Genomic DNA, 26,459 nt, shown 5'->3' with positions numbered 1-26,459 from the left:
GTGGACGCGGGACCGGGGGACGCGCGGGACCGGGGGACGCGCGGGGGTCAGGACGGCGGCGCCACCGCCGGGTCCCCGGACCTCGCCGGTTCCCCGGACCCCGCCGCCTCTCCCGGCCCCTGACGGTCTCCCGGCTCCTCAAAGCCTCCGGGCTCCTCCTGGCCTACTGCCGCCGCCTTCCGCAGGGCCTCCGCGAGCCCGTCCGCGGCCAGCACCATGCCGGCGGGGGCGGAGCTGTTGAGGAACAGGCTGTGGCCGGCGGGCAGGCGTGCGAGCAGCCCGGCCACCGGCAGCATCACGTATCCCAGCCCGGTGGCCCCGAGATGGCGCGGGGAGGTGTAGACCGGGACGACCGCGGTGCCGTCGGGGGCGGACGCGCTCACCGGCTCGCCGTCCGCGGTGACCAGGACCGCGACCTCGGCGCCGGCCAGCGCTGCGGTGACCCCCTCCGCGGGTCCGTAACCGGTGGCGGCGAGCTGGACGGCGCGGTCCACCTCGTCGGCGGGCTCGGGCCATCCCCTCGCTCCGGGCGACGGCCGGTAGCCCTCGTTGTCCTGCCACTCGACGATGTCCCCCGCGGAGTCGGAGCGCCACTGCCCCACCACGGCCCAGTCCGGCGGTGTCCCCTCCCCCTGCCACGCGGGATCACCGAGGTAGAGCCAGTGGCCTGGGGCGAGCCGGGCGGCCCGGACGAATTCCGCGGGCGGTGCGGGCGGGACGGGTCCGTCGGCGCCGGGGTCAGTCATCGTGTCCTCGCTTGGTGGGTGTACCGAAGCCGGTGCCGGGCGCGGGCAGCGGCGGCTCGACGGGGCGCGGGCCCTCCTGGGACCCGGCCGGGTCGACGGGCCGTGCCTCACGCCAGTCGGCGGCCGTCGGGCTGGTCAGGGTCGCCAGGGAGTCGACCAGTGTGGGTACCGGGGCCCCCGCGTCGTCCGTCCCGGAGAGTTCCACCGGGAACGGGCTCCACCACACGCTGCGGCCGAGCCGCTGGGCGACGAGGTCCGCGACCTCGGACGCGGGGCCGCCGAGGCCGTCGAGCACGAGGAGCACCGGGGTGGAGAGGTCCTTGCGCCGCAACTCGATGTCCGCTGCCAGCAGTTCGGCGAACTCTGCGGCCGGGACCCGGTAGGACGCCCCGCCGAAGGTCACGTCGAGGTGGTCGCTGTCCTGGAGGTCGACGGACGCCCTCACCAGATGGGGGACGGGCCTGTCCTTGCCGGAGGCGTCCTGCCCTGCCCACGGCGCGTCGGCGACTCCCTCCGGCGCCCGGAACCTGCCCAGCTCCGGCAGGAAGGCCGAGCCGTCCTTCCAGTCACGGCCGCCGCCCATGGTGGTGCCCATGCTCGTGGGCGGCACGGGCGCGTCGAACGCACCGCGCACCTCCAAGTGGTAAGCGGCCGCCACGTCCGGGTCCGCCATGTCCCGGCCCGCCGCGAACCCGCGGGTGAGCAACGTCAGCGCCTCGCCCCGCAGCGAGTCGTCGACCTCGACGGCGGGATCGAGGTGCAGCACCCTCCTGGTACGCGCGTCCGCGTCCGGGCCGGCCGCGGGCAGCGTCTCCTCCGCCTTGACCCGCGCCCAGAACATCCGCGCCCGCCTCGGCCCGGAGAGCTCCGGCCCGGGAGGCGCGGCCGCGTCCACCGCCGCGGTGTCCTGGAGCCACCGGGCCGCCGACAGCAGCACCGGCAGGTCCGCGAACCCGCTGACGGGCAGGGCGGATCCGGACTGCCACTCCCGCGCGGCGGCGGCCAGCACCCGGCGGGTGACCTGCCGGTCGACCCCGGCGGCGGCCTCCGGGTGCGCTGCGACGACCCGGCGCAGCAGGTCGGGCGAGAACGGACCGGTCGCGCCGAGGGCCGGATCGGCGTGCCACATGTTGTCGATCGCGCCCGCCCCGCGGATCAGGGTCGCGAAGTCGTCGGCGTCCTCGACGTCGGGCCCGAACAGCAGACGCAGGGCACGCACCAGGCGCAGCATCTCGGCTCGGCTGTGGGGCGACGGCTCGCCCTCGAAGCCGGCGGTCCGCGCGAGCCGGTCCAGTTCGGCCTCGCCGGGTTCGGGACGGCTGGTCTCCCACCACCAGCGGCGTCCGCGCGCGTCGGTGAACAGCACCCGCACGGGGTCGTCCTGGTACCGGAACGCCCCCTGGAGGGCGTAGGACAGGCGCACCCTGCGCCCGGTCACGTTCGCGAGGTGCTGTCCGAGGGAGATCGCGTCGTCGCCGAGGGGATCGGCGGTGAACGGCACGGGGAAGGAGTGGCCCGCCTGCGAGAGGTCCTGCGTGATGCCGTCCCGGGGGGCCGAGGAGTAGCAGACGACCATGTCGATCCAGTGGTCGGCGGGCAGGCTCGACAGGCTCTTGCGCCGCCGCAGCCACTCCCCCGCCTCGCGACGGCCGGCCGTCCTCGAACCGCCGTCGGCCAGCGGCATCATCAGGCTGCCGGGGAGCCCGTGGCCCGCCAGGTGGTAGGCCTTGTCCTTCGGCCCGGGGTCCGCCAGGGGCAGTTTGGCGGAGTACGTGCCCGTGGCGGGGTTGTAGTGGACGAACAGCGTCGTCTGGTCGAGGCGGCCGAAGTTGTCCTCCCGTGCCTCGGCGAGTTCGCCGGGCTCGTGGAGGCTGCGGCCGATCTGCCGTCCGGTCAGCGCGCTGACGATGGGCTGGGTCAGCACCTCGCGGTGCCAGTCCGGTGCGCCGTCGTCCGCGTCGGGCGCCAGACCGGGGCGGACGGGCACCCAGGAACCGTGCGGCAGCCCGTCCTGACGGACCACGGCGAGGGTGCTGCTCGCGGCGGGGTCCGGGTGGCGCCGCGCGAGACCGCTGTGCACCCAGACGGTGCGGCCGGTGCGCTCGGCGAGCTTCCTCGGCAGTTCCAGGTACCGGTCGCCGGCGTACGGGACGCCCAGCACGATCGGCGCACCGGCGGGCAGGTTCTGCCCGGCCAGGTCGGCCGCGACGAGTTCGGTGAACTCGTCGGCGTCGAGGTCCTGCGTCGTCCCGTCGGGCAGCCGGGCCGTCACCCTGTCGTGCCGCCCGTCGGCGAGGACGGCGTACGGGGTCGCGTCCCACGGCCAGGGCGAGACGTCCGGGTCGTGCGTGGAACTGAACCCGCCGGCCTGGTCGGGCACCACGTTGTCGACGAACAGGGTGTCCAGTTCGGCGGTGTCGGTTCCGGTCCAGTTCAGGCCCGGTACCCGGTGTCCGCCCACGGAGACGTACCGGGTGCGGTCCGCCGCGATCAGGCCCTGTTCCTCCAGGGAGAACGCGGTGAGCGCGGCGAGGCCGCCCGCCCTCCCGGCCGCGAGGGCCCGTCCGGTCATCGTGAGGAAGTCGCGGCGCATCTCAGGGTCGACGAGCACGTGCGGTCCGAGGTGGAGGACCCGCCGGATGACCGCGTCCACGTCGAACGCCCCGGCGCGCAGTGCCCGGTCCTGGCCGCGCAGCGCGTCCAGGGTCTCCACCGCCGCCGCGTGCCCGGGCATGGTGACGGCGATCGTGGCCTGGCGGCCCAGGTCCGCCCGGTCCACCTGCCCGGACGGGCCCACGGTGACACTGCGGCCGGGTACCCGTGCCCGGCCGCGCGAGGCGATCGCGAAGTCCCGTGCGGTCAGGGGACGCTGTCCGGCCGGCAGGTTCTGCTGGAGCGTGCCGAGTGCCTGGTCCAGCAGGCGGACGAACAGCTCGTGGGCGGTCCGCGCCCGTGCGTCGCCCCTCTCGCGGGCATCCCGCTCCCGGTCCTGCGCGGTCCCGGTCCCGCGTGCGTCGGCGCCGTAGCCCGCGATGCCGATCCTGGGCAGCGGCACCCGCGCACGGCGGTTGCGCAGACCTGCCTGCGCCACACGGAGGGCCAGCCTTTCCACGCTCTCCCGCGCTTCGTCCGAGGCACCGGTCTCCCCCCGGCCGAACTCCACGAGGCTCAGCCGGGGCAGTACGGCGAGCGGCCCGGCCGACGAGGCGGCCACCGGTGCGACGAACACCGGCTGCCCGTCGCCGGTGTCCAGGGCCGTCATGTCCAGGCCGGTCATGTCGAAGTCGGCCGGGTCCAGGCCGGTCATGCCGGAGTCGGCGAGGTCAAGGCCGGTCATGTCGACGTCGGCCGCATCGGCACCGGTCATGTCGAAATCGAAGTCGAAGTCGTCCCAGCCGGTGGCGTCCAGGTCGAGGCCGTCCAGGTACGACATGCCGACGTCCGGCATGTCCGCCTCCGTGCCGGACTGCGCGACGGGCGCATCCCCCGCGGTGGTGTCGACGGCGGCTCCGGTCCAGCGGCGCCGCAGACCGAGGCCGGACCGGAGGGTGTCGGCCAGCTCGGCGGCGGACTCCGCCGCGGGCCCGCTGCCGGTGCCCGCGTCCAGCAGGTGGCCGGCGACCCGGCGCACCGCGCTGCGGAACCCCTCGCCGGCGTACCGGGAGTCGGCGAGCACCGGGTGCGGCTCGGCCGGAAGCACCAGCAGGACGGCATCCGCCCAGGCCCGGGTGAGGGCGGTCTCGTCCACGCCCTGGGGTGCCGTGCCGGCGAACGCGGTGTACGCCTGCGACCACAGCCTGCGCGCCGCGCGCGAGGCGACCGTGTCCAGGGTGCCGGTCGTCGGACCGGCACCCGACATGCGCACCCTGGCCAGGTCCAGCGGGGTCAGTGCACCGGCGGGCAGCCTGCCGTCGCCGCGCAGCACCATCTCGGTCCGCTGCCCGTGGGTGAGGGTGACACCCGCGGCATCCAGGTCCGCCGTGCCGACGGTCTCCCCCGGGCCGGGCGCCTCGGGCGAGGGCGGCAGGTCGTCCTCGGTCACCTGCCCCGCGATCCACCGGCGATGGGCCGCGTCCCCCGGCACGACCGGAGCCGCGTCCTGGGGCCCGGTCCCGCGGGCGTCGCCGAGCGCGCGGGGCGGGACGCCCAGGACCAGGAGCCGGGCCTCGGCGTCCTCCAGCCGTCGGCGCGCCTCGTCGGCACGCCCCCGGGCGGCCCGCTTCCCGTCCCCGTCGGCCCGCTCCCGCGCGCCGGCTGCGGCGGTGGCGTCGCCGAGGCCGGCCAGCGCCCGCGTGTGCACCTCCCACGCGGCGGCGAGGTCCGCGGCGGCTGTGCCCGAGCCGGTGGCGGTGGCGGGAGAGCGGGGAGCGGCAGGTGCCTGCGGCAGCGGGCGGTGCGGGAGTGCGCGTGCGCCCGCACCGGCCCCCGCCGTAGCAGTCCCGGTCGTACCGGCCCCCGTCGCACCGGTGCCCGTGCCGGGCCGGCCCCGGAGCCCGTCCAGCAGGGCCTGGGCGTGCTCGTCCGGGAAGAGCCCGTCCCGGGCGACGTTGTCCCGCAACTCCTGCTCGTCGAGCGGGTAGATGTCCCAGTAGCGGCCCCAGTTGTCCGTGTAGTCCAGGGACGGGTCGTGCCCGGGGACGTCGTCCAGCGCCAGCTGCGCGCCCCGCATGACCTCGTGGACGGTGTGGTGGCCCACGGTCAGCGAGATGGCCATCATCCCCGCCCGGATCAGACCGAGATCCAGGTCGAGACCCCACTGGTCGCGCATCCGGGCGGCGTGGAGCATGAAGCGGTACGTCGATCCGGCGGTGCCCGTGGCCACGAGACCGCCCGAGTCCTCGGAACTCCCCTGGAAGGCCTCGCTCATGGCGATGTCGTACACCGACGTCGCCGGCATCCAGGTCAGGCCCGCGTCGTCGACCGCGAACCTGCGCTCCGCCTCGCTCAGCGGCGGACGCGCGGCGTCCGGACGCGTCCGGGTCACCACCGAGGCCTGCAGTTCCCGCACCGCGGCCTCCTTCTCCGCCGCGGTCAGGCCGTCCGACGCCTGGATCTCCGTGGCGCGCCGCATGAAGTCGGCGTAGGCCTGCTGCTGGCGCCTGCTCGGGCGTTCCGCGGCGATCTCCGGGTGCTGCTCCTCGGCGCCACCGAGCATCTCCGGCACGAGGTCGTTGGAGATGCCCTCGTAGAGGAACGCCACGAGTTCCCGCAGGTTCCCGCTCCGCACCACCCGCTGGAGCGCCTCGCGTGACGTGCCGACGACCCCCGCCTTGAACTTGCTGGTGTCGCCGAACGTCGCCAGCGCACGGGGGTACCGCTGGCGGGTGGCCGCCCACGCGGCGGCCGCCATCTTGCGGAACTCGGCGGTCACCGCCTCGTTCCCGGCCAGGTACTCGCCCAGCCGCCGGTCGAAGGCGACCGACTCCTCGGCGTAGCGGATGCGGGCCAGGACCCACGGCGGTGCGTCGCTGTTCCTGCGCTCCGGGCTCGGCTGCGCGGACCGCCCCGGCGGACGGGAACCCCTGCGCCCGGAAGCGGTCGCGGGGCTGTCGGGCCGGACCTCCGACGGCTCGGTGGTCGTCCCGTGCCGGGACGTCCCGGATCCGGACGTCACCGGCTCGGTGGTCGCCGGTCCGCCCGTCGCCGGCCGTGTGGCGGGCTCTCCGGGCGGCTGGTGTCCGGCGTCGGGCGTGCTGCTGCCGGAGGGTGACGGCGGGACCAGCCGGTGGTCGTCGACGTCGATCGTCACGACGCGTCCACGGTCCGGGTCGGTGGCGCTGCGCACCCGCTTCGCGGACTTGGTGAGGCCGAAGTCCCGCACGCCGACGTGCGGACCGGGCGTACCGCTCTGGAACGCGGTCAGGACCTGGCCGAGCCGCGCCCCGAGCGCCTTGGCGACCGCGTCGGCCCGCGCCCGGCCGCTCGCCTGCGAGCGGTTGCCGTGCCCGGTGACGGTGATCGAGGGCATCGGCAGCCCGTGGGCGCGGTTCCACAGCCCCGCGCGTGCCAGCGCCCGGGCCAGGCCGTCGATCGCGTCGTCAGCGTCGGCGGGCAGACCGTGCTCCTTCTCCGCGAAGCGGACGGTCCGCTGGTGGCCGCGTGGCGTGTGGCCGTGCAGCACCACCGTCGTCAGCGGGTTGGCGACGGCCGGTGAATCATCCGAGAGCAGGGCCGCGTTCGTCTCGTGCGCCGACTCACCCGGCCGCTTGCTGTACGCCCGGAAGAACCACAGGTCCTTGTTCTCCATCACCGGGGCGGCGGCCCTGATCAGCTCCCTGGCCCTGGAGCGCGCGTTCGCCACCTCACGCAGCGCCAGGGCGTGTTCGGGGCGGTCCTCGTCGAAGTACCAGGGCAGCTGCTGTGCCTGGTGGACGTCGGCCAGGGACCTCGCGGCCTTCGCGAAGCCCTCCAGGCGGGCGGTCTCCGCCTCGTCCGCACCGTCGCGCCGCGCCGCGCCGAGACGTTCCTCGGCTCCGGCGGCCAGCGCGGTGAGCTCGTCCTCGCCGTAGCGGTCGAGGTTCTCGTCGATGACGTCGTCCAGAGCCTCGGCCGTGATCTCGCTCCGCGAGTGGGTCTCGTTCTCCAGCGTGATCTGGTGGGTGCCGTCCTCGCCCGCCAGCACGACCTGCGCGAAGTGGTAGGGGGCGTGCGGGCCCACCGGGTCGCCGGGTTTGGCGTGGTTGTGCGTGAACAGCTGGGCGCCGCCGTCGTTCGTGGTGCTGATCGACTGGATGAGGTAGCCCTCTCCGACTCCCGCCCACGCGTACTCGTTGACCCCGATACGCCGTGCGGCGGCGGCCAGCCGGGGCCGCAGCGGGTTGTCCGGCGGCTCGTGGCTCAGGGCGCGGCCGTACTCCTCGCCCGGGGTGGGGGCGCCCACCACACCACCGGTGAAGCGGCCGTCCAGCCCCGTCCTGCGGGCCGCCCAGGCGGGGGTGACGGCGGAGGGGGCTCCCGTGCCCCGGGACACGTCCACGAGGGCGCGGGCCAGGTGGTGGGTTCCGGTGACCTCGCGGCCGTGCATCCCGTTCACCGGTGCCGTGGTGACGGCGCCGCCGGGGCCGCGGAAGGCGATGTGCGACAGGGGTGCGGTCGCCGAACCGGCCACCATGCGGGCGAAGTCGCGGGTGAAGGCGTGCTCCGGACCGCCGGACGGCGTCAGGAACTCGGGCTCCACCCGGAAGAGCGGCTCGCCGTACGAACCGTCCTCCTTCGGCAGCAGCACTCCCACCGATTCGTCGGCCTTCAGGCGTATCCCTGCTCCGGCCGCGGCCAGCCGTGCCGACGAGCGTTCGATCGCCGCGCGCGTGGCGTACGCCTGCCGGCTGCGCCCGGTCGCGCCGTCTCCGGCGGCGAGCGTCGCCAGCGTCCGGTCCTCGGAGATGTGCAGCGGCGGCCGGTCGGCCATGAGCACGCGTGCCTGGTCCTGGCGCGGCAGGACCAGCGGGAGCGTGTCGGGGCCGCTGCCCTCACCGGCCCGGACCTCACCGACGGACCGCGGGAGCGGCGGGGTGAACAGGACGCCGGTGCCGCGCCGGTCGATGACTCCGTAGTCGCGGGTCGTCAGCTGCCGGGGGCGGCGCGCCTCGATCTGCCGTTCCAGGACGGCCTGGTCGGCGAGCCGGTCGAACTCCGCGTCCCCGTCGCTGCTGGACCCGTCGCTGCCGGACCCGTCGCCGCCGTCCCGGTCGTCCTCCCCGGCCACGCTGTCGGTGTCGCTCCCGCTGCTGAGGTCGCGGGCGCCGGGGAGTCCGTCGTCGGCGGCCGGGTCGGTCGAGGCCCAGCCCGCGCCTGTGTCGTCCCCGAGTTCGAGGATCAGGTGGCGGGTCCCCGTGACCGGATGGGTGTCGAGGACGACCGGCGCCTCGGGGTGCCACACCCGGCGGCCGGTGGTACCGGCGACGAGGGAAGCGACCGTCGCGGCGTACTCCGCGGGGAGCGCCAGGACGATGTCGGCGCCGCGGGGGCGCCTGGGGTCGTACGAGATGAGCATCGCCAGCTCGTAGGCGCTGTCCACCCGGAAGGTCCGCCCCTGCATGGCGATCTCGACGGCGTGGCCGGCCGCCTTCGCGACGACCACGTACGGGTTGTGCCAGGGAGCGGGCCTGGGGACGACCCGGCCCCGCCCCCGGACGGCGTACGACGCGGTCTCGGGGGCGGGCCGCCCCGGTCCGGTGAAGTCGCGCCCGACGGGGTTCCCCGTGCCGTCGCGCAGCAGGGTCGGCTCGTCGAGGGCGCCCCGCCCGGTCTCGATCTGCCGCTCGATGAAGTACAGGGCGAGGTCGTCGGTGGTGTCCAGGTCGTCCGAGGAGGCGTCGAGCGCCAACGAGCCGAGCAGCTGGACGTCCGCGGCGCCCGGCCTGGCCCGGCTTCCCATGTGGAGGACCTGACGGGTGACGCGGATCAGGCCGTCGCGCAGCGCCTGCTGCGTCGGCCGGGCTCCCGCCTCGGCCAGGACGAGGGCGTACACCGCCTCCGAGGTCTCCCTGAGCCGGTCGCGCGGGACGCTGCCGCGCAGGGAGCCGAACAGCAGGTCCAGCCAGCCCGGTTCGGCCCAGCCCGGGGTCTCGGCCTCGTCGTCGGAATCCTCGTCGGACTCCGACTCGTCGGACACCTCCGCGAGTGGGGGCAGCGCCTCGCCGGGAGGCAGCGGCGGCGGCACCGAGCCGTCGGGGCCGGTCTGCGGGGAGGCGGCGGGGAGCGACACCGGGTCGACCCACACGGGTTCGCGGCGCTCCGGCGTCGCGTTCCTCCGCGCGTCGGCCCAGCTCGCCCCCTCGGGCGGGATGTGCGGCTCGATGTCGCCGGCCACCGCGGCCCACAACTGGAGGTGACGCGAGCGCAGCCCGCTCTGCGCGTATCCGTCGGGGGCCGGCTCGCGGAACGCGCCGAGCAGGCTGCCCGGCGCGTCGAGCCGGTGCGGGTTGCCGGCGTCGCGGGCCTCGTCCCGCAGGAAGAGCTGGTGCGCGAGTTCGTGCGCGAACTCCACCGGGTCGGCGTCGGCCCACCACGCGCGCTGGTTCATCGGCCGGTCGCGGCCGACGAGGTCGACCGTCAGATGGGGACTGCCGTCGGAGGCGACCCGCTCGACGGTGACGTGCAGCCGGTCGCCGTTGGGCAGTTCGTGACCCGGCTCGTTGAAGAACTCCCGCACGCCCTGGAGCACCCGTGCCATGACGGCGTCGGTGTCGTGCCCGGCGTCACCGTCGGCGAAGGCGAGCCGGACGGTGAGGTCGGTGACCATCCCGCCGCCGTGGGTGAAGCGCCGCACGTCGAAGGCCGACCGCACGACGAACCGCGGCCGGTCGTCCAGGCGGGCGCGGGGCGCGGGCGCCCTCCCGGCGGTGGGATGCGGCTCGGGCTGCGGGGTGGCGGACGACGGGTCGCCGGGGACGGTGGACAACGGGCCGCCGGGGACGGGGGACGCCTGGCCGCCGGGGACGGTGGACGCCTGGCCGCCGGGCGAGGTGGAGGAGGCGTCCACCGGGGCGGCGGGGCCGGTGGGCTCCCGCAGCGGGATGCGGAGGGCGAAGTCGCCCTCGCCATCCGGGACCAGGTAGAGAGCCGAGGAGTCGGCCACGATCCGGTGGGGCGCGGAGTCCTGGTCCAGATCGGCCATCAGGGGAGCGAGGGTGTCCATGTTGGCCACACGGCCGATCCAGCCGCTGTCGCCCCGCAGGATCGTGCCCGTCGCCCCGTGGACGAAGTCGTGCCCGAAGCGCGTCCAGCCCGTCGGCGGGATCACCTCGCCGTCGGGGAGCCTGATGTGCCCGGTGTCGGCGACGTCGTAACGGAACGGCTCCGAGCGGGACTCGGCGGACCGCGCGTAGCCGAACCACCGGTCCGGCCCGGGACCCGGGGCCGCTGGCCCGTCGTGCGGGGCCGTGGAAGCGGGCGCCTTGCCCTTGCCGCCGGTCCCGGCCGCGGCGGTGTCCGCCGGGATTCCAGCCTCCGGCTCGACGGTCCCGGGCACAGCGGTGACGGGCACCACGGACGCCATGTCGACACCACCGCGACGGGGCCGCATGACGGTGATCGAGTGCCCGATCGGCCACTGCTCCGCCACCGGGTCGAGGCCGTCCTCGCGCGAGCCGCCCGGCAGACCGCCCGGCTGCGATCCGACGCGGGGACCGCGCGTGGCGATCTGCCGCTGACCACCACGGTGGTCCTCGACCGTGATGTCGACGGTGCCGTCGCCCGGGTCGCCGGTGGACGCTCCGCGCCCGGACACCGCGACGGGCTCGACGGTGAACCGTTCGGCGCCGACGTGGGGGTGCGGGGTGCCGTCCTGCAGCGCCGCGAGCGCGTCGGCCAGTTCCTGCCGGAACGAGGCCGCGACCGCTTCGGCCCGCACCTTCGCGAGGTCCCTTCCGGTGAAGCGCCCGGCACGCCGGCCGACGACCCGGATGTCGGGCAGCGGCAGTCCGTTGGCCGCGTTCCACAGCGCCGCCCTCGCCACCACCTTGGCCAGGTGCCGGATGGAGTGCTTCGCACCCTCGGGGGTCTGCTGGACGCCCTTGCCGAAGGCGACGGACACCGGCAGTGCCTGCTGGCCGCGGAGCACGACGGCGGTCAGCGGGTTGGCCTCGGCGGAGGGGCCGTCGGCCAGCAGTTGGGCGTTGGTGTCGTGCGCGGACTCGCCCGGCCGCTGCGAGTACATCCGCATGTACCACTGGTGCTTGCCCGGGACGACCGCTTCCAGCTGGCCGATGCGGAGTGCGGCGGCGCGGGTGGCGCCCTCCAGTGTCCGCTCGGCGGCGGCCCGCTCCGGTGATCCCGCGACGGCGGCCTGGGCCTCCGTCTGCGCCTGCTTGGCCCTGACGAGAGCGAGGGTCAGGTCCAGGTGGCCGCGCAGTTCCGCGAGGTGTTCGCCGCCCTCCTCCTCCAGACGCCCGATCTCCTGCCGCAGCCGTGACGCCATGTCCCGCAGCTCGTCCACGTCGTGGTTGCGCAGGTTCGCCTGGACGGCCCGGCGGTGCCGGTGGTTGCGCTGGGAGGCCCGGGCGTGGTTCTCCAGGGAGATCTGGTGACTGCCGTCCTCGCTGGCCAGGACCACGGTGAGGAAGTGGTAGCCGAAGTGCGCCCCGGCTGACTCGGTCTGCGGTTTCGCGTAGTTGGTCTCCAGGCTGGGCTGGCCGTGTTCGCCGGGCGCGGCGACGGACTGGACGACGTATCCCTCCCCGATGTCGGCCCAGGCGTGCTCGTTGACCCCGATGCGGCTCGCGGCGTCCGACAGGGCGTCACGCCGCGGGTCGCTCTGCTGGGCGAGGCTGAGCGCGCTGCCGTACGAGCGGCCGGGCAGGGGCCCTCCGTCGCCGCCGGTGGGCCGGTCGTCCTGCCGTACGAGGGACGCCGCCCACTGCGGGTCCGCCGTGGCCGGGTCGTCGTCGCCGTCCGCGACACCGCCCAGGGCCTGTGCGAGGTGGTGGGTCCCGGTGACCTCCGCGCCGTCGGAGGCGTTGACCGGGGCGGTGACCACCGGGCCGGTCCCGGGCGTGCGGAAGACCATGTGCGACGTACGGGACGAGTCGGCCAGCATGTCGGCGAAGTCCCTGCAGATCTCCTCCGTCGAGCGGCCCGAACCGGTGAGGAACACGGGCGTCACGAGGAACAGCCGTCTGCTGCCCCCGTCGGCGGTGGGCAGGATGACGCTCAGGTCCTGGTCGGCGCGCAGCCGCACCGCCGCGCCGGCGCGCGACAGCTTGGCCGACGCGCGGGCGACGGCCTCGGCCGTCGCGAAGATCTGCTGCCCGTAGGCGCCGTCCTCGACCGCGAGGGTGCGGTCCGAGGAGATCCGCAGGGCGGGCCGCTGGGAGACGAGCGTCTCGTGGTGGTCCTGTACGGACATGGCGAGTTCGGGGGCGTCCTCCGTGCCCTGGAGCGCCCTCGGTGTCTGCCAGTTGCCCCGGAGCGTGCCCGGCCTGCGGAAGAGCACGCCCGTGCCCCGTGTGTCGACGACCCCGTAGTCCCTCGTCGTGAGGGGCTCGGCCCGGCGCGCGTCGGCGCCGTCCCGGTACATGCCGACGATGTCCGCGACGTCCTCGCCGTCGCTGTCGCTGTCGGCGTGTCCGCCCGGACGGACGGATTCCCACGTCCTGCCGACGCCGTCGGGCACCGGGCCGAGCATGAGGTGGTCGGTTCCGGTGCGCCAGTCGGTGGACGGACGGGGAGCGTGTTCCGAGTACCAGACCCTCACGCCGGTCAGGTCCGCGACGTGCTGCGCCAGGGACTCGATGTCGTCGTGGGGGAAGGCCAGGACGACGTCCGCTCCCGGCGGCCTCGCCGGGTCCCGCGCCAGGAGCCGGGCGAACTCACCGGGATCGTCCAGGGTGAGGACGCCTCGGGGCGTGTTCAGGCGTACGGAGTCCCCGTCCGCCTGGGCGAGGACGACATACGGGTCGGACCAGGGCGCGGACCAGGTGCTCAGCAGCCCGTCCTCGCCCTCCACGGCGTACGAGTCCAGCGCCGGCGCGTCGCCGGTACCGGTCCAGTTCCGCCCGGTGCCCTGCCCGGATACCAGCCGGGTGCCGCGGCGCAGAGCCGCGTCATGGCTTCTCAGATACGCGGCCAGGGCGCCCTCGTCGGCGAGTCGGGCCGGGGACGCGCTGAGCGCCAGTGACCCGAGGACCAGCAGGTGCCGCTCGCCCACCTCGGCGTCCGGACCCAGGTTCAGCACCCGCCGGGCGAGTGCGTGCAGGGGGTCCCCGGTGCCGGGCGGCTGCGGGTGCCGCTGGGCGAGTTCCCGCAAGGACAGGGCCGTGCCGACCAGCATCTCGGGCGGGTGGCCGGCCCGGGCGGCCATGCCGAAGAGGAGGTCGAGCCACCGCTCGTGCGCGGTCTCCTCGGAGTCGCCGTCCTCGCTGTCGGATCCGCCGGCGTCGTCGTCCTCGCTGTCGGATCCGCTGGTGTCGTCGGTGAACCGGAACTGTGCGAGCGCGTCCGCGCCGGAGAGCGTGCTCAGTTCGTACGCCTCCTCCTCACCCGGCATGCCAGGCAGGCCGGTGCCGGCGGGCACCCCGGACGTGTCCGGACCCGTCGTGGTCCCACCGGGGAGTGCGGCCTTGTCCCCCGGCGCCTTCTGCCCGGTCTTCGGCTCCTCCCTCACCTCGGGCGTGACCGCTGTCTTCGGCGTTCCGTGCTCCCCCGGACCGGGTGCCGGTGTGCGCGGGGTCACCGGGACGAAGTCGCCGCCGCGGCGGCGGAGCCGGATGTGCGGGGACTGCTCGCCGGCCGGGCCCGGGTAGGTGTGGGTGACGCCGTTCTCCTCGATGAGGGTGACGGTCGTCCCCGTCGCGGCGGCCGCCCACTCGGCGACGGCGCGGTCGGCTCCCGGCCCCCAGGGGGCGGTGGCGAGGTAGCGGCGCAGGTGGCCGGCGCGGGCGTCGGCGCTCGGCTGCGGCGCCCCCGGCCGGATGTTCATCGGCGGCGGCGCGAAGAGCGGGTCGCGGTCGGCGGCGGTGCCCGGCAGGCCGTTCAGCCGCATCAGCTGGGCGGGCGTCCGATCGGCCCGGCTGCGCAGCCTGGCCGCTTCCCGCCGCTCCGTGCCGGGCAGTTCGGCCGCACCGCGCAGGGCCGTGGACAGCGCGCCGAAGAAGCCGTTGCCGCGGCCGGAGGGGGTGCCCTGGGTGTAGGTGGCGCCGTCGGGCGCGGTCAGGACGCCGTCCCGGTCGAGACGGTGGCGCGGGGCGGTGCTGTCCGGGGGCGGCATCCAGGGCGGGGTGGCGTGGCTGCGGTGCGCGGCCGGCTGCCCGGCGGGCCGGGTGCCGTCCGTGCCGGAGGCGGAGGCGGCCGGCAGCGGCGCCGTGACCGGTGCGGGGCTGCCCTGGGGCAGGGCGGCGTGGAAGAAGCCGCCCGCCGCGAACAGGACGGGGTCGGTGGCCCGGTCGACGGCGGCGGGGTCGGTGCCGTGCGGCAGGAACAGCTGGGCGCGGCCCTCGCCGGTGACGACGGTCAGCGGGGTGCCCATGACGCGGGCGGCCAGGGCGGGCAGCAGGTCGGCGCCCCCGTGGTCGCCGGCCCGGCGCCCGGGCGACGCGGTTTCGTCGTCCGCGCCGTCCCGGGGAGGCTCGTTCGCGAACGGGCGGGAGAGGGCGGCGGTGGCCAGCGCGACCCGCTGTGCGGGGGTCAGCCACAGGGTCTGCGGGAGGCGGCCGAACGCGTCGAACTCGGCCTGCTGGGCGGCGGTCAGCCGTATCCCGGCGGTATCGAGTTCGGCCTGAGTGAAGGTGTCGAGGGCGTCCAGTGCCAGGGCGTCGAGCAGGTCCTCGTTGCCGTCCTCGCCCAGCGCCCAGGCGAGACGGTCGCGGGCCGCGCCGACGGCCTCGGCCGTGACCGCCGGATCGCCGGGGGCGGCCGCGAAACGCTCGGCGAGGCCGGTCCCGAGCAGGTGCGCGAGCCGCCCCCGGTGCCGGGCGGCGGCGAGCAGCGAGTGGAAGAACGACGCACCGTCGTGCGGCATGTCGTACACCTCGCGCACGGCGGCGCCGTCCGGGGTGGAGAGGGTGCGCGGGGCGCTTCCGGTGCCGTCGGCGATCCGGTACGGCTCGGGTGCCTCGGAGCGCCAGGCCGGTGCGGTGTAGTCCTGCGGTCCGTCCTTCACCGGGACGGCGGCCGAGCCCTGGTGGTGGGCCGTGAGGCGGGAGGCGGCGAGGTGCAGCCGGTGGTGGTCCACGGCGGCCGCGTCGGTGCGCTGCTCCCAGGCGCGCACCTCGTCGCGGGCGCTCCGCCAGGCGGCGACGGCAGGGGACTGCGCGAGGTCCTGGGGCAGTTCGGCCGGCCGGTGGGGGTCGTCCGCCCCCAGCGCCGCCTGTTCCGCCGCGCTCAGGTCCAGCCACGTCTCCCGGGCCCGGGCCCTGGCGTCGTAGTAGCCCTTCTCGGCGGTCGCGAGGTCGGCGGCCGCCTTGGCCTGGCCGTCCCAGGCGGCGAGGACCTCGTCGGTGAACGTGGTGTCGTCCAGGAGGCCGTAGTCGCGGGCGATGTCCTCGCGGAGCCAGACCAGCGCGGTGGTCTCGGCCTCCACGGCGCGCGGCCCGCGCTTGGCCTTGCCGAGCGCGAGGAACGGGCGGCTGTCCGTGATCCGGTGGTCGACCTCGGCGACCGACAGCCAGCTCACCGGGAGCGCGAAGAGCATGCTCCGGTCGGTGACGACCTTGAGGTGGGTGCCGAGGGTGGTGTCCGCGGTGCCCTTGAGCACCGTCCCGTCGTTCGTGCCGCCGATCGGGACCGTGACACCCGGGTTGGTGACGCCCGCGTTGCTGTTGCCCGCAAGCGGGGCGGTGCCCACCGCTCCCTCGACGTTGTCGGTGATTCCGGCTTCCACCGCGTCGGAGGTCTTCGACCGCTGCATGGCCTCCATGCGCGGCTTGTTCTCGACGGCGAGGAGCCGGGCACCGCGGCGGTGCATCCTCGCGTACAGACGGGAGTCGGCCGTGTGGAACTGGCCGAAGAGGTGGGCGGACGACTGGGTGGGCAGCGGCGCTCCGTTCGCGCCGAGCGCCTCGCGGAAACCGGCCGTGAGACCGCCCTGCGTGGTGGCCTCCTGCTGCGCCTGGGCCGGTGCGGTGCCCAGCCCGGTGAGCGGGGTGAGGTGGGCCAGGCGCACGCGTGCGTCGAGGACACCGCCGGTGTGCCGTTCACCGAGGTCGCCGTCGCCGAGGCCGTGGGCGCGGGCGGTGGCGAGGGTCAGGGCGTCCTTCACGTTGGCCGCGCCCCGGATGTCGACGGCGAGGATGCCGGATCCGATGCGGTCGTCGAAGGGCAGCACGTCGGGATCGGCGCTCCCGGCGGCGGACCTCCACGCGGCTATGCCCTCCGGACGTGCCTGATCGGCGGTCAGTATCCGCGCCGCACGCGGTGGTTCCGGCACGTCCTGCTCGGTGAGCGCGCCGTCGGCTCCGGCGCCCTCCGGGGTGAGCAGGCTCGCCGGGAGGAATTCGTGCAGGCTGCCGACGGGTACGTCCACGACGCCGGGGGCGAGCGCGTCACCGGCCACGTCCGTCATGGTGATGGTCAGCGTGTAGCCGGTGACGATCTCGGCGTGCGCCTGGGTGGTGGCGATGTTCGGCATGGCGGTGGTGCCGGCGGTCTCCGTCCGGGTGCTCGCCCGCTGCTTGGCGGCGGTTCCCTGGAGCGAGGGGTTCGCCACCAGGATGCCGCTGTCCGCCGCGCGCTGGCCCCCGCTGAGCGTCACGTCGGCGCCGCGGTCCTGGGAGGTTCCCGCGGCGTCGTCGCGGGCGGTGGTGCGGTAGTCCTCCAGCTCGTAACCGGTGCGCAGCCTGTCGACGGTGGTGGTGACGGCGGTCAGCTTGAACCCGACCTGTCCCGGGCTGCCGCCGACGGGCAGGTGGAAGGGGCTGGACCAGGTGCGGTAGCGGACCGGCAGGGCCATGCCGTCGGTGGTCAGCTCGTGGTGGTGGGCGGCGAGGAAGTCCGGGGAGAGTCGCTGCAGGACCTGTTCCCGGTCGTGCGAGGACACCCCGATCCTCTCCAGTTGCCCCATCAGCCGCTGCGCCGCGCGGGCGGCGTCGAGTCCGCCGCCGGGGTGGGTGGGGAAGCGGCGCCGGCGCAGGAAGGGGGGCACCCGGTAGCCCCCGCCGAGGTTGCGCGGGGTGGTGGTGCCCAGGCCGTCCGGGGCGAGCCCGGCCTCGATGACGTCCTGCATCGGCAGGTGGAACATCACCGCGTCACGGATGCGCTGGAGCGCGGCGGCGGCCCGGCGGGGGGCGAGGCTGTTGCCGAGGCGCTCGGAGAGCCGGCCGGCCGCGGAACCGATGCGGGCCCCGGCGCCGGTGCCCACCACTCCCATGGCGGCGGTCCAGCGGTCGCGCACGGCAACGGTCTCGACGGTGTCGGCGACCACGAGGTACATGCGCCCGGCGAAGGCGAGGGTGGTGTTGCGCCCCCGGGTGAGGGTCTGCGAGACGCCGCGGCCCTTGCCCCACGCGTACTGCAGGGCGGTCGAGTAGGAGCCGACCACCGCGGGACCGCCCGGTGCCTGCTGGAGCGGTGTGTCGGCACCCTGGAGGCCCAGGGTGGTGCGGGAGACCGTGCTCGCGCTGCCGTTGATCCGGTGCTCGTTGCCGACGGTGGCCTCCAGGCTCGCCGGCTTCGGGTCGCTCCTGACCCGGAAGTTGCTCAGCTCACCGCGGACGGCCGCCTTGAGGTAGTGCGTACGGAACGGTCCTGCCCCGTTGAGTCCGGTGATCCGGGAACCGAACGGGCCCAGGTACTGGCCGAGTTGGCCGGTGATGCCGAGGTTCGCCACCGCCCTGCGCAGGGCGGTGCGCACCGGGGCGCCGGGCGCGCTGACGTGCCAGGAGGTGCCCGAGGCCCGTTCGGCGGTGTCCTGCATGAGCCGTTGGCGCTGCGGGCCGCCCTCGGTGCTCAGGACCACGTGCGGGGCGCTGAGCAGCTGGGCGGTGAGCCGCCGGTCGGCGGACTCGGACTTCGGCAGCGGGCGGGTGCCGTCCAGCAGTTGGTCGGCCTCGGTGGAGGACAGCTGCCGTGGTGCGGCCGCCGCCACCGGTGCGGGCGCCGGGCCGGTGGCCGGCGGGTCGACGGGGGCGTGGCGTTCGGAGCCGTGTGCCGCCGGCACGGCCAGCTCGACCCGGCCGACGGTCTCGGTGCCCCGGGTGAACAGGGGGCGTTCCTCCACCTTGCTGACGAAGACACCGGCACCCAGCAGGCCGACGGACACGAGCCGTGCCCAGCCGCGCGGGCGGCGGTGTCCCTCGAAGGTGGCCCCCAGCTCCACCTGGTAGCTGTACAGGTCGGCACCGGTCTGGAACATCAGGTGGTCGTGGGTGACCGCGACCGTGTTCCTCGTGGCCTTCTGATCGGTCCTGGCGTGCCGGGCGCCGACGGCGACACTGCCGGCCTGTCGGGGCAGTCCGGCGTCGGGTGCCTTGTCGTGGTCGCGCGGCGAGATGCCCAGTTCGACCCCGCCGGAGAGGGTGATGGATGCCTGCTGCCCCTGGCCCGAGACCTCGGTGCCGATGACCGCGTTGCGCAGTGAGCGCTCACTCATCGTGGACTCGAAGCGCCGGTCGGTGAGGCGCGCCCTGAGGATCAGGGTGTGGTGGCCGCGGCGCACCTTGCCGTCCTCGGTGAGTGTGACCGGCACTCCGGTGGTGGTCAGGTCGTCCAGGCTCTGCGCCAGGCTGGGCCGGTTCAGGGCCTCCCGGATCTGGCGGTCGTTGTGCAGCGCGGTCCGCATCCGCCCGTCGCCGTACCAGAACGTGGCCAGCCGGGGGTGCCGCAGCATGAACGGCGGGACGAACAGCGAGGGGTACGAGCGGTGCAGCGTGTCCACGACGGCGTCCCCGAAGGCCCTCATGGGGTCCTGCGGGGCGGGCGTCGGCGGCTGGGTCTGCCCCGGCCGGGTCTGCGCCTGCTGCACCCCGGGCTGCGGGCGGCCGGGACGGAAGCCCTCGGCGCGGACCTGCCCGCTCAGGTGGACCGGGTCCTCGCGGGTGAGGTACCACGGCACGGGCGGCTCGGCGTCGGGGTGGGGTCCCGTCCGGCCGGGCGTACGGCTGTCCCAGCCCGCGAGGCGGCGCGCGTCCTGGGTGGAGATCCAGTCCAGTGTGACCACCCTGACCGGTCGGGCGGACGACGGTGGTTCACCGGGTTTGCGCACCATCAGCGTGCGCTCCACCCGGTAGAGGGCCATCGGGTGGTTGCGGACGCGGCCGGTGGTCTTCCGTGCGGCGTCGGCGCCGAGGTAGTGACCCCGCCCGGTGGCGATGTCCGCCCTGACCAGCGGACCGCCCTGGAGGCGTACGTCCGTCTCCGCTCCGGCGAGGGTGTAGTTCGGCCCGGAGGTGACCTGGAACCCCAGCCGGGTGTCGCGGACGTGCCCGCGCTCGTTCTGGTACGTGGTCTGCGTGAGGTCGCGCACCTCCGCCTTGACGGACTCCGCGACCAGTGTGGCCCGGTGCGGTACGGACCGCTCCACGATCAGGTGCCCCAGCGGATGCTGCCCGCTTCCCCGGGTCAGCTCCGGCCCGGTGACCGGCCCCGCGAACCGGCCGAACAGGGCGAGGAGCCTTCCGGGACGGACGTACGAGACCAGGGTGCGGTGCGCAGAACTCCCGGGCCGTGCGCCGGACATGGCGAGGGCGATGTCCTCGGGCGGATCCGTGAGGTGCAGTCCGGTGGTGTCGGTCATCCGCGACTCGGCGCCGTCCGGGAAGGTGAGCGTCCTCGGTGCCCGGCGGGGCCCCTGGTAGGGCACGGTCAGGTCGTCCGGCAGCCGCCAGCTCAGCCCGTCGCGCATGGCGAAGTCCGCGGTGTGCACCCGCGAGCGCTGCCAGCCGCGTGCCGGACGGGTCGTGCCGGTGCCTCCGTCCGCGGTGGGCACCGGCGGGGCGGCGGGCGCGGGCGCCTCGGTGACACGCTCGACCCGCACCCGGTAGTACACGTCGTCCAGGTGCAGGTGGGAACCCTCGTGGGCGCGCCACTCGGACTGGTTGTACGCCTGGGTGCCCTGCGCGTAGTCGGTCCTGCGGGTCCAGCCGAGCGAGAAGCCGAGCTTGAGCAGCCAGTTGAGGGGCGGCCCCATGCTCAGACCGCCCGCGATGCGCCGCCCGAAGCCGACGCTGCGGCCGCCGCCCGTGCCCGCCTGCCCCCGCCGCATGGTGTCCAGGCGTACGGTGCCGCCGTCCACGTCGGAGAACCGCTCCCAGCGGTGGTACGGGACGGCCTCGACCGTCATCTCGTGGCCGACCCCCGACTTCTCCCGGCCGACGAAGCGCGCGCCGCGCGGGGCGGTGAAGGCGCCGGGCTGCTCGGTCAGCAGCCTCAGCAGGTCCGCCTCGTCGAACTGGGCGCGCAGCTTGGGCGGGAGGCCGCCCAGGATCTCCTCGGCCACCTGCTCGGGTGAGCGCAGGGTGGTCCTGCCCACTCCGGTGAACAGCCCCGTCGTGCGGCTCGGCCTCGCACCGTCCGTCCGGCTCTCGGGGACGCCGTCGCCCGGGTCGGCGTCCGGGTCGATGAGCGTCCGGGGTATCCGGCTGCCGTCGTCGAACGTGACGGTACGCGGGGCGGGGCCAGGCGGCCGGGCGTCGTGGCCGGTCACGAGCCGCGCCGGGCGGTGCCGTTCGAGCTGGGTCTCCAGAGGTACCCGGTCGCCCCGGTCGGGGGCGTCGTCATCCCCGTCGTCGGTACCGTCGTCCGTGCTGTCGTCCGTGCCGTCGAGGTCGGTGATGCCGCCCATGCTGCGCAGCCACTCCCCGAAGGCGGGCGCGTCGTCCCGCTCCGGAGAGGTGACCGGGTCCGCGGTGGTGTCCGCGTCCCGCGGGGGTGGCGGCGGGACCGAGGCGGGAACGAGGGCGTCGAAGTGGTCCGTGCCGTTGTAGCCCAGGTGGAGGGTGCCGCTCCGCCCGCCGGGGTTGAGGGTGTGGACGAAGGTGTTCCCCACGGACTGCTGGTCGGGCTGGACGAGCCGCAGGTCCAGGTCGAGGGTGTGTGCCAGCGCCTCCGGCAGCAGGTCGGCGAAGGGAGAGGCCCACAGCGCGGAGAGTTCGGCCGCGGAGGCGACCAGCCCTCTGGCGCCGAGCCGCCGGGCGTCGGCCGGTGTGGGCGCCACCCGTGCGAGGTGCGGGTAGTCGCTCTCCTTCAGGATCCGCTGCCACTCGGCGGTATCGCCTGCGGTCACGACATCGTCGGCGATCCGGTTCCAGAGCCGGGTGATCCGGGTCCGCTCGGCGGAGTCCCGCACCCCGGCGAGCGCGCGCATGCGCAGGTCGTCCACCACGGCGAACACCGGGTCGGGGATCGCCACGCCCACGAAGTCGCCGAGTTCGGAGCCGGTGATCCTGTCCCGCAGCGCACGGCGCAGGCCGGCGATGTTCCGCGCGGCCCACGCGGGCGGCACGTCACGGCTGCGCGCGCTGTCGAGCAGCGACCGGAAGAGGCAGTCGCCACCGCCCGGAGTGTTCAGACGCCGGAAGGACAGCCCGTCGGCGTGCAGGGGATCCGCGGTACCGGGCGTGGTCCTGCTGAGGAGCGTCATGTCCTCGGCGATGCTCTCCGCCTGGCCGGGAACGGGCGTCGTCCGAGGTGCGGGGGCGCCGGCCGCGGACGAGGGGTTCTGGAGGCGGCGCGTCAGTTCCGCGGTGTCCTCGGGGCCGAGGCCCAGCTCCGACAGCGGCAGCGGGGTGCTCGACAGCGACCAGGCGATCCGTGCCGAGGGCGCGACGGCGAGGCCGCGCGCGTGCTCCTCGGAGACCTGGGTGTCCGGAGGCAGCGCGGGCGCCGGCGCGGGCAGCAGTTCGTCGAGCGTGGTGCCGGGCCCCACGCCCTCGCGCAGTCCGGCGGCGGCGCGCAGGAACGCGGTGTACTGCTCGGCGCTGGGCTCGCCCGCCTGTTCGGTGCCGGCCGGGGCCGCTGGGGCGTCCGGTGCGGCGCCGCCGGCCGCGTGCCAGTCGGCGACCATCCTGCGCAGCAGGTCCGGCGTCATGCGGCCGTCGCCGTACCGTGCCGCGCCGTCGGCGGTCTGCCAGCGCAGGCCGTCCACGTAGGCCAGTCCTGCGAGCAGCTCCCGGTTCTCCGGCCGCTGTTCGGCGTCCGGGCCGAGCGCGTCACGCAGCGTACGTATCTGCTGGAGGGTGCGGGCGCGGGCGAAGACGTCTGCGGGGCCCGGACCTACGTGCAGACCCGCGTCGCGCGCCAGCCCGTCGAGGACGGCGCCGCTCGGCTCGGGGGTGAACAGCCGCCAGCGCCCCGGGCCGTCCGGACCCTCGGTGAGGACGGCCCGGACGTCACCGTCGCGGTCACGGGCGGTGCCCACCTCGGTGGTCGGCGCGTACACCCGCCGTCCCGTCCGGTTCGCCACGTGCTGCGCCACCGGCAGGCCCGCGATCTCCGGCTGCCGTCCGGTCTCGCAGGAGAACAGGACCAGCGGGCGGTCCTGGTCGCCGTCCTGCGCCCATGCCGTGAGCGCCACACCGAGCTGGACACCGCTGACCTTCACACCGGGCCGCGCCGCGTCGTCGGTGCCGAGCGTGACGGTGCGGGACGTGCCGTGGACCACGAGGAAGTCGGCGCCCTCTTCGGTGCCCGCGCCGGGGAGCGGGGCCGGCGGGCCGGTGAACACGGTGCGGCGGAGGGGCGGTTGCGCCTCGGTCCCTCCGAAGGGCTCCGTCTCCGGCCGGGCCGGGGAGGCGGCGGGTGCGGACACGGGCGCGGAGACGGTGCGTACACCGCGGAACGTGTCCTGTCCCAGCAGCGCCCTTCGCCCGGTGTCCCGTGCGGTGCCGTCCTCGGCCGGGCTCTGGGAGATGGTCAGCGTCCGGACGGCCCGTCCCGGTGCGGGCCGCGCGGCCCCGTCCGGAACCAGCCGTCGCACCTGGGCGAGCGGCACGGTGTGCCCGTCCAGGGTGACCACGGCCGGTTCACCCGTGATCTCCGGGGTTCCCGTCGTGCCGCCACCGTCCGGACCGCTCGTCGTGGGACGTACGACGATCCGGGCACGCGGCAGGACGGCCGGGGTCGGGGTCGCGGCCGTCGCCGTCGCCGTCGCCGTCGCCGTCGCTGAGAGGCTCTCCGCCGGCGGGGGCGGGGTTCCGCCCGGTCCGGCGCCGCGCCCCGTGCCCGTACCGGAGGCGCGGCCGGCGGTGACGGTCGCGGTCTCCTCATGGCCGTCCTCGCCCGACTCCAGGTACAGCTCGGTGACCGTGTCGGCGCCGGGGCGGGACAGGGTGGCGATCTTGTCCGGGGCGAACACGCCTGAGGCGGGGCCGGTTTCGCCGCTCCTCAGCGGCCGGGCCGTCTTCTCCTGGAGTGCGGTCGGGGGACCTGCCGGGGAGTGGTCGGCCTGGCCGTTTCCGGTCGTCCCGATGCTCTGGGTGGCGGGGCGCGGCACCGGACCGAGGGCGTCGGCCAGCGGCAACAGCACGTCCGCGCCGGGGAAATCGGCGCCCGTGGCACCGTCCGCCGTCACAGCGGGGGGCGGGACCGCGAGCGGGCGGACGTGGACCGGCGCTCCGGGCCCCTCGCGGGTGAGCTCGACAGCCGCGCGTGCCGGGCGGCCTCCCCCGTCCGGCGCGACGGCGGGTCCGAGCACGACCGCCCGGTCGGTACCGGCGCCGTCGAGCAGCCCGGCCGCCTCCGGCCCGCCCTGCCCGGGCGGTGGCACGGAGGAGACGACGATCGTCAGCGGAACTTCCTGGGTGGCGCCGGGGCCGGCGGCTCCCGGGGGGACGGCCTTCGGGCCGGCTGTGCCACCGGCGTCCGGCGCGCCGCCGGCGGTCTTCGCATCGCCGGTGCCGGAGAACGAACCGACGGTGCCCACCTTCGGCGGAGCGGCCGCGACGACGTCGGTGTCCGTTGTGCTGGTCGCGTGGGAAGCCGGGGCAGGGGCCGCAACAGCGCCTGAGGCCGGAACCTCGCCCGTCTCAGGCGCGGGTACGCCGTCGGCGTCCGTCTCCTGGGCGGGAGCGGCGCCGTCGGCCGGGCCGGGCAGCCCGCCGCTGTCCGATGCCGGGTCCGCCCCGGTCAGATCTGCGGACTCCTGCGCATGGGCGGTGTCGGGTGACTCTGTGGACCGGGCGGATTCGTCGGCGTTCGTCCGCTCCCCGCCGGGCTGAGCCGTCCCGTCAGGCGTGCGCGCGTCCTGGGGCGGGGTGGCGGACGAAGACGGTGCCCCGCCGGTCTGGGCCACACCACCCGGCCGCGCGCCGCCGGTCCCGGTACCGGTGCCTGTCCCTGTGCCGGTGCCGGTGCCGGTGCCGGTGCCGGTGCCGGTACCGGTGTTGGTCGCGCCCCCGGTGTTGGTCCCGGTGTTGGTCGCGGAAGGGTTCGCGGATCCGCCCGTGCCGACGGGAGCACCTGACCCCTGCACCGGCGCAGGGGCAGGGGCAGGGGTCAGGCCCTGCCCGGCCGTTCCTCCGGTTTCCGCCCCGGGTGCGACGGAACCGCCGCCGTGGCCCCCCACCGCGATCGGCGTCTCGACCGTGACCGGGGTGCCGAAGCCGTCGAGGGCGCGGCGGACCTCGTCGGCGTCGACCTGGGCGGCCGGACCGCTCCCGGAAGGCACGACACGGACCTCCGGCAGCTGCGCCAGGCCGGAGTGCAGGCCGTCGCGGACACCGATCTCGGTGCCGCTGGGCGGTGTCGCCCCACGCAGCGTGGCGAGGTCGCGCAGCGCCTGCTCGCGGACGTCGGCCGGACCGTGGTGAACCTGCTGCCACAGTGCGTTCTCCGTGGCGGTCGCGGGAAGGGGGCCGGGTGTGTACGCGGGCGGGTCCACGCTGGTGTACGGCGGCGGGTCCTGCGGGGCGTACGGCGGCGGCCGGTCACCCGTGGCGCCCTGCGGCCCGCCGGTAGCCGTGGCAGGCGGGGCGGACGTGAGCACGGAACCCGCGCCACCGGTGGTGTCCGTGTCCGAGGAGCCGCCCGCCCGGTCGGCGCCACCCGGCTGCGGGGCCCCCTCGGAATCGCGCGTGCCGGAGCCACCGCCGGAGACGGTGGGGGGCTGGTTGCGCAACTTGTCGATGACGTGGCGCAGTTCGGCACCGCTGTTCAAGGCGGTGTCGGTGAGCGTGCTCTCGACCTGGCTGCTGACGCCCGCGCCGACGAAGGTGGACCAGCTGGTGGACCAGTCGCCGTCGAAGGCGCCCTTGATCAGGATCTCCGCGAGCGCCTCGCCCGAGCCGGCGGCGAGGAAGTCGGCCGTCCCCTTGATGCCGTAGTGGCCCGCCACCGCGCCGGGCCGGTCGGCGTTGTTGCGCAGGATCTGGTTGTTCCGCCAGAGGTTGAGGTTGTTCCGGAAGGAGAGCGGATCGTTCCGGAAGGTCACCGGCGGATTGGCCGAGGGACCGGGGCCGGGGCCGTTCGCGTTCGGACCGGGGCGGTCACGGTCGGGGTTCGGGGTGGGGCCGGGATTCGGCCTGGGCCCGGGACCGGTGTTCTTGAGATCGATGTTCGGGGGGTTCTTCAGGTTCGGGTTGTTCTTGAAGCCGAGATCGGGGCCGTTCTTCAGGAAGTTGTTGTCGAAGCTCTTGACGATGTTCTTCGCGAAGCTGTCGAAGATGCTCGTGAAGAAGCCGGCCGCGGCGCCGAAGGCGGCGGACTTGAGGATGTCGTTCCAGTCGAAGCCGTCGGGTCGCCGGCCGTCCGGCGCGAAGTTCATCATCGCCAGCCGCACGGCGAACGTCGTGAACGCCTCGGCGAACGCCTCGGTCAGCGACGGCGCGAGGTGCAGCCGCTGGAGGAGGTGGCTGAGGGTGGTGAGGATGAAGAACCGGCTGCGCAGCTTGGCCATCATGATCTGGCTGGCCGACGCACCGCCGGTGAAGAAGGACATCGCGAGGTAGATGGCGATCTCGATGAGCAGCCGGATGATCTCGGCGATGACCTGCCACTTGGACTCCATGATGTCCATGGAGGTCTTGCGGCGGCCTTCCGCGATCTTGTCGAGCTGGTCGGAGAAGTCGCGCAGGTAGTTCTTGCCGCCGTCGTCGATGAGCATGCCCATCGCCTTGCCGTACGACTTGGCGAGGTCGTCGGGCATGGACTCGCCGATGTCGTGGATCGACTTGTCGATCAGCGAGGACAGTCTGTCCAGCTTGCGGCCCAGCCCGGCGTACGGCCGACGACTCTCGTAGGCGAGGTCCTCGTCGGCGTCCATGAGCCTCTCCCCGGTGAGGATGAAGATCATCGCATTGACCTCGGGCGAGACCTGGATGCTCATCGGGGGCCGTCCTGGAGGCC

Annotated in this window: 2 protein-coding genes; both read right to left on the bottom strand. The window is 75.1% G+C overall.

Going from position 1 to position 26,459, the window contains the following annotated elements; all coding sequences use genetic code 11:
* Positions 1-47: 47 nt before the first annotated feature.
* The gene (locus OHT61_RS24770; RefSeq protein ID WP_329041256.1) at positions 48-746 is read right to left on the bottom strand and encodes a type VII secretion system-associated protein; all 699 of its coding nucleotides are present in this window, start codon (positions 744-746) and stop codon (positions 48-50) included.
* Positions 739-26,439, bottom strand: coding sequence for a lonely Cys domain-containing protein (locus tag OHT61_RS24765; protein WP_329041254.1), 25,701 nt, complete (start codon positions 26,437-26,439; stop codon positions 739-741). Before OHT61_RS24765 ends, OHT61_RS24770 begins: the two co-directional genes overlap by 8 nt.
* Positions 26,440-26,459: the final 20 nt, after the last annotated feature.

It is taken from the genome of Streptomyces sp. NBC_00178 (assembly GCF_036206005.1).
In the GTDB taxonomy this organism is placed as follows: Bacteria; Actinomycetota; Actinomycetes; order Streptomycetales; family Streptomycetaceae; genus Streptomyces.
This window is presented reverse-complemented; position numbering and strand designations above follow the sequence as displayed.